8 protein-coding genes are annotated in these 10,876 nt (G+C 45.7%); 2 read left to right on the top strand and 6 right to left on the bottom strand.

Annotated elements, in window-relative coordinates:
• On the top strand, positions 1-230 hold a 230-nt coding region (locus tag QUA99_RS30895; RefSeq protein WP_333343639.1), incomplete at its 5' end, for a Uma2 family endonuclease.
• A gap of 59 nt (positions 231-289) precedes the next feature.
• Positions 290-913 carry a cob(I)yrinic acid a,c-diamide adenosyltransferase gene (cobO, locus tag QUA99_RS30890; protein WP_333244608.1) on the top strand — a complete coding sequence of 208 codons (624 nt, stop codon included), beginning with the start codon at positions 290-292 and terminating at the stop codon, positions 911-913.
• A gap of 147 nt (positions 914-1,060) precedes the next feature.
• On the opposite strand, the gene QUA99_RS30885 is transcribed toward cobO, so the two are convergent.
• From QUA99_RS30885 to QUA99_RS30860, 6 genes are all read right to left on the bottom strand, one after another.
• Positions 1,061-3,598, bottom strand: a complete 2,538-nt coding sequence (locus QUA99_RS30885; protein WP_333244611.1) for a CHASE4 domain-containing protein — start codon at positions 3,596-3,598, stop codon at positions 1,061-1,063.
• A gap of 187 nt (positions 3,599-3,785) precedes the next feature.
• Positions 3,786-4,283 (bottom strand): hypothetical protein, encoded by a 498-nt coding sequence (locus QUA99_RS30880; protein WP_333244614.1) that lies wholly within the window; start codon positions 4,281-4,283, stop codon positions 3,786-3,788.
• A gap of 566 nt (positions 4,284-4,849) precedes the next feature.
• Positions 4,850-5,854 (bottom strand): RNA polymerase sigma factor, RpoD/SigA family, encoded by a 1,005-nt coding sequence (locus QUA99_RS30875; RefSeq protein WP_333244616.1) that lies wholly within the window; start codon positions 5,852-5,854, stop codon positions 4,850-4,852.
• Between the two features lie 867 nt (positions 5,855-6,721).
• Positions 6,722-8,455, bottom strand: coding sequence for an ATP-binding protein (locus QUA99_RS30870; protein ID WP_333244619.1), 1,734 nt, complete (start codon positions 8,453-8,455; stop codon positions 6,722-6,724).
• A gap of 98 nt (positions 8,456-8,553) precedes the next feature.
• Positions 8,554-9,993 (bottom strand): pentapeptide repeat-containing protein, encoded by a 1,440-nt coding sequence (locus tag QUA99_RS30865; RefSeq protein ID WP_333244622.1) that lies wholly within the window; start codon positions 9,991-9,993, stop codon positions 8,554-8,556.
• A gap of 48 nt (positions 9,994-10,041) precedes the next feature.
• Positions 10,042-10,383 (bottom strand): HAD domain-containing protein, encoded by a 342-nt coding sequence (locus QUA99_RS30860; protein WP_333244624.1) that lies wholly within the window; start codon positions 10,381-10,383, stop codon positions 10,042-10,044.
• Positions 10,384-10,876: the final 493 nt, after the last annotated feature.

Below are 10,876 nucleotides of genomic sequence, written 5' to 3'. Positions count from 1 at the left end.
AATACGTAAATACCACATTTTTTATATTTGTCTTTTTGTCAAGTACAATTTATACTAAATTAGATGAGCTTACCCTGGTAAAACTAGGTTGGTTAATCAACCGCAAAACCCGCCGAGTCGAAATCTATCGCCAAGGACAAGAAGTAGAAATACTGGAATCTCCCGCAGAACTTTCAGGAGAAGATGTTTTGCCCGGTTTCGTGCTAAACTTGCAGCTAGTCTGGCAATAACTAAAAAGTCTGCATCCCTCAGCGTCTATTGGCGTTCATTTGCGGTTTAAAAAAATCTAATGGAAACTAAAGAAACAACTTCCCTAACAGCCGAACAGCACAAACAGAAAATGCAGCGCCGCCAAGAAGTACAGGCGCAGCGAATCGCTAACTCCTCAAAAGAAAAAGGTTTAATTATAGTCAATACTGGTAACGGCAAAGGCAAAACCACGGCTGCCTTGGGAATGGTTGTGCGATCGCTCGGTCACGGATACCGCGTCGCCATAGTACAATTTATCAAAGGCGCCTGGGAACCCGCAGAGAAAGCCGTTTTTCAACTCTGGGAAAAACAGCTAGAATTTCATGCAATGGGAGAAGGCTTTACCTGGGACACGCAAGACCGCGATCGAGATATCGAAACAGCTCAAAAAGCCTGGGACAAAGCCCTAACTTTTATCTGCAATCCCGATTTTAAATTAGTTCTTTTAGATGAAGTCAACATAGCATTAAAACTAGGTTATTTGCAAGTAGAGCAAGTAATCTCCGGGTTAGAAAAAAAACCAGAACAAACCCACATTATTTTAACAGGCAGAGGCGCGCCGGATGCACTAATTGAACGGGCAGACTTGGTGACAGAAATGACATTAGTTAAGCATCCATTCCGAGAACAAGGGATTAAAGCTCAAGCAGGTATTGAGTATTAATGTTGTTGGTCTTCAAGAGTTTAGTCCTAATTACCTAAAAGCTGATTGGGAGTGGATTGAAGCCCTGACTACAAACCGTATTTATGTTGTTTACAGTCAGGACTTTTTACCCAATCTAAAATCTAAAATCTAAAATCTAAAATCGATCTATGCTGGCAACGTTAAAGTAAAAGTTGACCCCTTGCCAAACTCGCTATTCACCGTAATTTCTCCCCCCAGCATCTGAGAGTATTTCTGCGCTATTGCCAAACCCAAACCCGTACCTCCGTACTTGCGGGTAGTCGAAGCATCAGCTTGCGTAAAAGGTTGAAATAACTTTTCTAGCTGGTCAAGAGTCATGCCAATCCCCGTATCAGTACACTTAAAAATTAACCGTTCAGAATGCCTGCTATTGGAGTCATTTTTAATTCTTTCAACACTGAGTGTAATTGTCCCTTTCTGAGTAAACTTAGCTGCGTTGCTCAGTAAATTAAACAAAATTTGAGTCAACTTAATTTGATCTGAATGCAATTCGCCAATATTATTAGGACACTCAAGATTCAGGCGATTGGTATTTCGCAAAAAGAGCGGTTCAACAGTTGTCACTACATCTTGAACGGCCTCCGACACGTCAAAAGTTTCTAATTCAAGTTCCGCGTGACCGGCTTCAATCTTGGACAAGTCGAGAATATCATTAATTAAGGTTAGTAAAAGCTGACCTGCATTGTGAATTCTTTCCAAATCAGAAATAAAATTTTTTTCGCCTAAATCTAAAGCCTCTTCTTGCAAAATCTCGCTGTAACCGATAATCGCATTCAGAGGAGTTCGCAGTTCGTGGCTCATGTTAGCCAAAAACTGACTTTTAGCCAAACTAGCGGCTTCTGCGGCTTCCTTTGCCTTGTAGAGTTCTGCCCCCGCTTGCAAGCGGTCGGTCACGTCGTGAGCCAGCACTAATTCAGCATTTCTGCTATCAAATAGCAGGGCATAAGAAGTAATTTCTACATCAATAATTGTTCCGTCTTTTTTCTGGTGCTGGCACACACCTGCAAAATTAATATCGGCATCTACTTGGGATATATTTGTTAGCAATCTAGGTAGCTCTTGGGGGGGACGGATGTCCGCAACAGTCATGTTGAGAAATTCGTCGCGAGTGTAGCCGTAATGTTGGATAGCTGCGTGATTGACGGCTATAAATTTCATAGTTTCTAAATCGTAAACCCACATCGGATGGGGGTTATTTTTAAACAAAAGTCTGTAGCGTTCTTCCGAGGCTCGCAGTTCGGCTTCGGCTTGCTTGCGCTCGGTAATGTCGCGGACAACAGTGCAAATAATCTCGCGGCCGCCGTAGGAAATTACGCTGGCGCTTACTTCCACGTCCACGCAGGAACCGTCTCGACGGCGGTAGAGAACTTCGCCAAGTCTTAATTTTTTGTCCGCCAGCAGCAACTCGATATTGGTGTCAATTAGGTCTTTCGAGTAAGCGGTGATATCGTAAACAGTCAGTTGCGAAATCGCATCAAGACTGTAATCGAGCAAGTTTCTAAATGCTGTATTGGCTTCCAAAAGGCGTTTGGTTTGAGCGTCCCACAAGAAAATGCAATCTGTAGCTTGCTCGACTACGGCTTGGTAGCGAGCTTTTTCCTCAAGTTGTTCGCTTTCGGCGATCGCGATCGCACTCAGCATTCCGTTGATAGTATGGGCAAGGTCGGACAACTCGTCTTCGCCCGTCACCGGCAGTCGCACGGAGAGGTCTTGGCTGCTGCTGACGCGGTTCACTGCTTTCGCCAAACCGCTCAACCGAGACAGTACCAGACGCTCTAGCAGCAGCAGAGTGCAGCCGACAAACCCTACCCCCGCTAACGCTACAGACACCAGCAGGTACAGCAAACTCATTTGACCTTGCCGGTATATTTCTCTGGGGATATCCACCCGCAATAGCAGCGCCGGTTGATTGTAAATATCCCGGATCAGAGCGTAACCCGCGATCGACTCTTCGCTTACAGGACGCACCAAAATCGGTTTTTTTTCCGACAGTTTCTCCCGCGCTTGCTGAAAGTCTGCAGGCAACCGAGCCTCATTAACGCTGTGTACGATCAGCGGCAAGCGAGTAATTTTAGAAAGCTTCGCAATGCCCGCAGCATCCAAATTGCGCCCGAAGATCAGCGTACCTCGGATCGGGCCGGTGCTTTTAGTCGTGAGAATTGGTCGGGAAGTAATCAGTATCGGCCCTGACGGTAGCAGCAGGATACCAGCGAGGCTGCTTTTGGCGTTGGGGTGCTGCAACAGCGGGTCGCTGAGAGAAATGCGCCGTTTTAATGCTTCTGGAACAGGCGTCAGTTTCAGCTTTTGGCTGTCTAAACCCGTACCGTAAACTATTTTGCCAGAAGTATTGACAAATAGGGCGATATTAACTCTTATATTAGCCAGCCCTTCTGGAATTAAATTGGAGTCAATGTATTCTGAGTTGCGGTTTTGGATAAAATCGTAGGTGTCGTCCCAGGCAGACCAGTCGGCAAAGCGCGAGTTGAAGTCATCGGCGGTTTGCCCGAACACGCTGAGCACTCCCTTGACAACCTGTGTGGCTTCTTGTTCCTCTGCTTTGATCAGGCTGCCCAAGAGGATGCTTGAGGAGGCGACATACAGAATGCCAGTCAATCCAGCGATGGTAATGCCAATGATCGATAGTGTTTTCCGACGCAGTTTCATCTTGCCATGTGTGTGGTGTCCGTCCGAAATTCTCAACTCAGGATTAATTTTACTGTTGTTTCCTGAACCCTGACCGAAAGCAATTTGGTCCGGGGTTCCCGATGTATTAGTGGGGTTGCTTTCTTCAAATCTAAAATCTAAAATCTAAAATCTAAAATCGATTGACTGCTGGGGCTGCACCTGTCTGCTAATTTTCCCAAACCTGCTGTTTGTGAGCTTCCTGGCAAATACCTAAGATGCGCCGATCGTTCTGGCTGATGCTGGAAATTTGGTAATACTGTTCCAGGTTGACGGAGTAGGGAGAGCGACTAGCGTCGTAACTATCCACTACTGTTAAATTTAACTGAGTTCGATCGCTTGTGCCGTAAAAACAGTAAAAAGCAGACCGAGGCAGGTAAAAAGCGCCGACTACCTTACTCTGCCGCATTTCAAATACAAAATATTCTGTTTTAATTTCATCTGGCTTGCTCGACTGGCCGTAGAGGTAAATGCCCTCTGCTAAACCTGTGCTAGCTGTATCTGGCGCAGGATTTGGGGGAGATGGCGAACTTAAAACGCCGGATTTGATGTCCGAGTTCCCAACCGGACGTGCGGGGAATGCGATGCTAAAGTTAGCGGGCGAGATAGCAAGCACGATCGCGATCGCTTCTAAACTTCCTGTCAATATCAAGTAAGTCAAAACCACTCCAGACCCCAAAATTTTAAATAGCTGGTTCCAAGCGCCTCTTGTACCAGTTTCACAAAGATTCTAGAGAAACCGGGTATTTGGCTTAATGCTGGCTATTAACTTGAAGCAACGATCTCCCGCCCGGTTCCTGAACTTAAATCTAAGATTAGTTTTGACAAATTTTGCGTCCGCCCCGATTGGGCAATTCACCCGTCAAATAATACCATTTTAGATTTTAAATTTTATAGTCCTGGACGCATATATAGCAATCCTTGCAGGAGTCGTAAATTTTTGACCCCACCCCAACCCTCCCCGAACTCGCGGGGAGGGAGTAAGACATTTACAAATGATTTACGATTGCTATACTACGATTTTCTGTCCGAAGACAACGTAGTGAAGTCATCTCAAACCCTTGATGTAACTTCGATAGTGCGTCAGTCCTGTTTGAGATTAAAGAATGCAGTAATTGGGAATAGCCTATTGCCTAATGGTTTGAATCACGGGCCTACAGTTACATTCTTCTTTCAAACTGGTATAGACGTAAAAAAAGTTGATATTTTGGGAAATCTCAACTTTTTTAGTTACTAACTAGCCAAGTATTCTCGGACTTGAGATTGGCGGCGGCGCAGGTGGGCGAGGGCTTGATGTTCTAGCTGCCGCACCCGTTCCCGGCTGAGATTTAACCGTTCTCCGACTTTTGCCAGAGACATTTCTGTGCCGTCTTCCAAGCCGAAGCGCAGAATTATCACATCTCGCTGCTGGGGGGTCAGTTCTGATATCAAAGTATCGAGGTCTTGCCGCAGCAATTCCGAGGTAATGTAGTTGTCTGGAGATGCAGTTTCGTCTTCTAAGAGTTCTTGCAGTTCGGTATCTTGGTTGTCTCCTACCCGCAAGTCCAAAGAAACTGGATGTCTTGCCATCAGCAGGTATTCCCGAATTTGGGAAGGGTGCAGTTCCAAGGCCGCGGCAATTTCTGCAGGTGTGGGAGACCGGCCCAACTGCTGCGTGAGTTCCCGCTGCACTTTTTTGATTTTGTTGAGTTTTTCGGTGATGTGAATTGGCAATCGAATTGTGCGGGCGTGTTGGGCGATCGCACGAGTAATTGCTTGCCGAATCCACCAATAGGCATAGGTAGAAAATTTGTATCCCCGCATCGGGTCAAATTTTTCGACTCCTCGTTCTAAACCTAGGGTACCTTCTTGAATTAAATCCAAGAATTCCATATTGCGTTTCTGGTATTTTTTGGCAATCGCCACTACTAGCCGCAAATTCGCTTCAATCATCTTTTGCTTGGCGCGTCGCCCTAACTGCAATATCCGGTTCAGTTCAGCTTCGGTCAACTCCATTTCGGCAGCCCACTCATGCTGACTGGGTTCCCGCTGCCATTCTTTGGCAAGTTCTTGTTTTGCTTCGATTAATTTCATCATTTGCTGCACCTGCTTCCCGAAAACAATTTCTTCTTCTCGGGTTAACAGGGGTACGCGACCGATCTCGTGCAGATAGGTACGAACCGTATCCGTTGAGGAGTATGGCCGGCTGCCCATGCGATCGGCTTTCACTGTTTTGTTTTTGGGGGTTGTGGTGGACATGGGTGAGTATTGCACTCCTTGTAACAACAGATAAAAAGTTGGTGATACCCTGTCCCACTTTTACAAGTGGGATAAAGACTGCCACAGGGGGGATGTTTCCCCTCCTGTTTATCGGTGACGATCGGTAGAAGCTTTTTGTTTGGGATTACTTTTATGCTTGATTTTCCAGTAATCCCCGTCGATTTTCGGTAGATCGCTAGCTTTAACGGCTAGTTCAATGCGAAGTGATTTTAAGTTTACTTTGCTCAATATTATTCCAAATTTTGAGGATCGTAAAGGGTAAAAACCTCTGTCTTAAGGTCAAGATTCTACATTTTTCCTTAAGGTTTTCAATTCCCTGCTAGTTTTAACTGCAACTCAACTTCACAATACTCATGCAAACAGACTCATGCAATTCGAGGGCTTTGTTTTGCTCTCTATTCCATCATCGCTTGAAATTTTCTGGGTGCCTAGATGGTGCGATGCGAGATAACCGAACTCGATCGCCGTATTAGCTACGACTTACGCTTTAAAATATATATTGACATTTTTCTTAGAATATGCTATTGCAACTCGGCTGTGAGTAAGTAAAGGTGTAGAAAGGCTGGCTGTTGGGCTGTTTAAGTTGAATTGTGCCGCGATGCTCAACCATATTTAAGCTTAGACAAATTTTTTGAAGGTAGGGATGAGGGGTGAGGGGGTGAAAGGGGAAAAGCTTCTGGCCCAAAGCTGGGGGCTAATTTTTTTTGACGTTGGATGCACTTTTTCCTTGATAACTAAGGCAAAAATCAGGTATTTCCGTCATTACCAGCGATTGCCAATTTTTTGCAAGGATTAATTTACAGTAACATTGGCCTAATTTCTGTAATTAATCTAGCAGTTGTCAATCTAAAATCCCAAATCCATTTTAGCAGCTTCTGCCTCGGCAAATACTTGTTCGTCGGGCATTTCTTGCCAGTCAATATCCCCGATTTCCCTGTAGAATTGCTCGTCGTAAGGACGAGTCTGCACGACTACGGGCATCGGTACGGCGTGGCCCAAAACTAATGCTTGCTGTTTGGAGTCGAGTTTTGCCAAAACTGAACGCAAACTCTGCCCTCCCGAAACGCCGGTAAAAATAGCATCGATGTCTTTATCGTCGTTTAACAAGGCTGTGATGCGAGTGCCGACTTGCGACATGACTTCGGCATCGATGCCTGAGGGGCGCTGGTCTACAATCAGCAGGGTGACAAAGTATTTTCGCATTTCTCGGGCGATCGTCCCGAAAATAGTCGATCGGACGATCGCCGGATCGAGAAAGCGGTGAGCTTCCTCAATAGTAATCACCAACGGCTGCGGGCGATCGCACGGATTTTTGCTCTGCAAAAACTTCTCAGCTTTCCGCACGTAAGCTTGGTGAATGCGGCGAGTAATCACGTTTGCAGCCAACATATAGGACAGCAGATCCGAGTGCGAACCGAATTCAATTACTACATTCTTCCCGCCATCCAAACACTGCAAAACTTCAGTTACATAATTTTTAGGACAGCGCGTGCGGATGTATTTCAAATCATTCAGCCGCTCTAACTTCCGCTGCAAAGCCATAATCGAAGACTTATTTCCCCGCTTTTCTTCGCAAAACATTTGGATATCTTCGTTGGTCATTTCCAACAACTTGTTGATCCAACCACTTCCCAACTCATTTCGCAAAATAATCGCATTTTCGATACTAGCTTCCGACAAATTCAACTCGCGCTGCACGAGCGCGATGTCTTCGACTTCAATTTGATCGAAACTTAAAAATAGCTCTTGAGCGTCGCGGACTCCCCGGCGTTTTGTCGATTCTGGATCGAGGGTATAAATCTGCATTTTATCGGGAAACAACTGCCGCAAACCTTTAACAGTGCTGAACTGTTTCCCTTCCGAAACTGCTTCCCACCCGTACTCCGAGTGCATATCAAAAATTAGATTGACAGCAGCTTGCTTGCGAATAATTCCCGATAGAAGCAAGCGCGTCAGGAAAGATTTTCCCGTTCCCGACTTGCCAAAAACTCCGTTGCTGCGTTCCACAAATCGGTCTAAATCCAAGCACACAGCAACGTCCATGTCAATCGGTTTGCCGATCGCAAAATTGCGGCGGTACGGGTCATCTTCCCAGCCAAAAACTGCCCGAAAATCTGTTTCTTTGGCATCAAACACCTGGGAAAAGTGGCTGGGAATAGTTTTGACCGGCAGCAACTCAATATCCGCGCCCGTTTGTGACTCAAAAGAAGCCAAATTTCCTAAAGCCAACTTATTCTCGCGAACTCCGCCGTTTTTCGTCGGGTCGAAAATAGCCTGCTGTTTTTCTCGTTCAGCAGTCAACATCAACATCGGCGACAGTTCGATCGTACCGTAGGTGCTGCTACCGGCTAGCACTGCTAGAAGAAAATCGTCGTCGGGATTGGGAGGGTTCGATAAAATGCGGGCGCTGGAAGTTCCGAGAGACACGTCGGTGAGCATACAGAAAAAGTGCGATCGCACCCCCCGCACTACTAGAAATTTCCCCACCCTCATATCTTCCACCGAAACGTCGGCGTGCAGTCGCACTTCTAATCCCTTGCTCAGGGAGCCTTGAATAACAGAGCCTAACGGTCGATCCATTTTAGATTTTAGAGTTTAGATTTTAGATTGTTAATAATCGAGCAATTTTCGATGGGCGATTTTTTATTTTAGATTTTCGATTGTTAACAGTCAACTAATTACCATTCCGATTCTAATGGCAATTCAAAAAAACTCGGACTCAGATGTATATCGGTCAAATCCGTTTCGCTCAAATAAGCGTCGGTCAAAAATACCCCTTTTAAACTTGCACCTTTGAGGTTAGCACCTTTGAGGTTAGCACCTCTAAGATTAACTCGGAATAAATGAGCATCGCTCAAGTCTACCTCAGTTAAATCTGCTCCCTCCAAATTTACTCTCATCAAATCTGCTTTTCTGAGGTCAGCTTCGTTTAACTTCGCGCCGCTGAGGTCAGCTTTTGTCAAGTCTACACCTCTTAAGTCCGCCCCGCTCAAGTTAGCGAAGAGCAAAGTAGCTCCGGTGAAATCTGTCTCCCTCAAATCGGCATCGCTTAAATTAGCTCCGCTGAGGTCGGCCCTTGTTAAGTCTACACCCCGGAGGTCAGCAGAACTTAAGTTTACTTGGTGCAAAATTGCGCCGCTTAAATCGGCTCCTCTTAAATCAGTTCCCTCCAAGTTTGCACCTTTGAGGTAAGCTTTTTTTAAGCTGGCTCTGCTGAGGTCTACATTTTTGAGATTAACCGAACTTAAGTTAGAACCGCTCAAATTAGCTCCACTTAAATCTGACCCGTTTAAGTCGGCTCCGGTTAAGTTTACCCCTTGCAGCGATACATTGGGAGCAATTAAATAAGCTCCCCCCAGAGCGGGATCGATGCCTTCTGAAAACAATGTTTTGTTGCTGTAAACAGCTTTTTCCAAAATCGTGCCGCTCAAACTGGCTTCCCTCAAGTCCGCTCCGCTGAGGTTGGCTCCTGCTAAGTTTGCCCGATCGAGTTTTGCGCCAAATAAAATAGCTTTGTATAAGTTGGTCCGCCGCAAATCGGCTCCTTTCAAATCGGCTTCGGTCAAATCTACCATAGCCAGATTTAAGCCCGGGAGCGAAGCATTGGGAGCTAGCAAAAATGCTCCCATTGCACCCGGATCAATATCCTCGGGAAAGATAGTCCGGTTGTTGTATACGGCTTTGTCTAAAGTCGCGCCGCTCAACTGAGAACCCCGCAAATCGGCTCCGCTGAGGTTGGCTCTGGTTAAGTTGGCTTCGTGGAGATTTGCTCCAACTAAATTAGCCTTGATCAAACTAGCTTGTTTGAGGTTGGCTTGAGTGAGTTCTGCTCCTACGAGAGTAGCTTCTCGGAGGACAGCACCGGTCAAATCTGCTCCGGTAAGGTTGGCTAAATTGAGAAATGATTCAGCTAAATCCGCCCCGCTGAGATTGGCACCGGTGAGGTCGGCTTCTATCAGGTCTGCATATTTGAGAATAGCATCGCTGAGGTTGGTTTCTCGGAGGTCTGTTCCTCTGAGGTTTGCTCCCCGGAGTTCCGCACCGCCGAGGTTGGTGCCTTTGAGGGCGTGTCCCCTGAGGTCGAGTCGGTGCAGAAAGTCACCAACGTTCATTTCCATGTCAAATTCACCCTCTCTATTCCGATACTTTTTTCCTAACCTTTGAAATCAAGTTAGATATTCTGAAAGTACCTTGGCTGAGTTCTGGTCAAAACCATTGTAATCATCAATAGCCACAACTGGCGCATCTGGCGGATAGTGTTCTGGAATATCGTCAATGGCTACCCAAGGTGAGTTTTCGGCTTGATTTTGTCGAAGATACTCAAGAACTTCCTGGTGTCGTAGATATTTGTATTGGTGAATATTTTTGGGGTTGAGAAAAGGGGTGAATCCGATAATACGGGTAGCGATATCTGGTGAAAACAATGGAGGTATTACCTCGAAAGAGAATAGTTCACGCCAGGATGATGAAATTACTACTCGCGCATGATAGATAGGAACGAAGGACATTTTCAAAGTGATTAACGCAAGCTGAATTAAATTTCATTCTATCTGTTTGCAAGCTCGATTTTTCATGTCTTCTGTCTGGAATAAGTACACCATCAATGTCTAAACATTTTAACATTAACTAAAACTTCTAGTGAATACTTTAACAATTATTAATACTGCTTAATAAGATAAATGTGCATCGACGATGCTCTCTCAAGTGTTCGCTACATCGACTTGTTATATCTAGTCCGATCGATTGACCGTAATATCCCGGCCGGGCGGGTTTTTGAGATTGGAGATTGTTGGCAGATATGGTTGGCGAACCCGCCCCTCGTATCTTAAAAGAGTCAGTTAATTGATCGCAAAGTCAGTCGATCGAGCTGTCAGTCATTCGATCGAGCTGTCAGTCAGTCGATCGAGCTGTCAGTCAGGCGATCGTAAGTAGAACGGCGTAAATATTTGTAGTTGGAATGAGGCAGGAGGCAGCTATGCTGAAGGCAGGAGGGAAGAGGGT

The organism is Microcoleus sp. F10-B2 (assembly GCF_036704965.1).
Lineage (GTDB): Bacteria > Cyanobacteriota > Cyanobacteriia > Cyanobacteriales > Microcoleaceae > Microcoleus.
This window is presented reverse-complemented; position numbering and strand designations above follow the sequence as displayed.

Excerpts from the sequence above, each read along its gene's own strand:
- QUA99_RS30870 (WP_333244619.1), bottom strand. The coding sequence starts at position 8,455 with ATGGATCGACCGTTAGGCTCTGTTATTCAAGGCTCCCTGAGCAAGGGA.
- QUA99_RS30875 (WP_333244616.1), bottom strand. The coding sequence starts at position 5,854 with ATGTCCACCACAACCCCCAAAAACAAAACAGTGAAAGCCGATCGCATG.
- QUA99_RS30865 (WP_333244622.1), bottom strand. The coding sequence starts at position 9,993 with ATGGAAATGAACGTTGGTGACTTTCTGCACCGACTCGACCTCAGGGGA.
- QUA99_RS30885 (WP_333244611.1), bottom strand. The coding sequence starts at position 3,598 with ATGAAACTGCGTCGGAAAACACTATCGATCATTGGCATTACCATCGCT.
- cobO (WP_333244608.1), top strand. The coding sequence starts at position 290 with ATGGAAACTAAAGAAACAACTTCCCTAACAGCCGAACAGCACAAACAG.
- QUA99_RS30860 (WP_333244624.1), bottom strand. The coding sequence starts at position 10,383 with ATGTCCTTCGTTCCTATCTATCATGCGCGAGTAGTAATTTCATCATCC.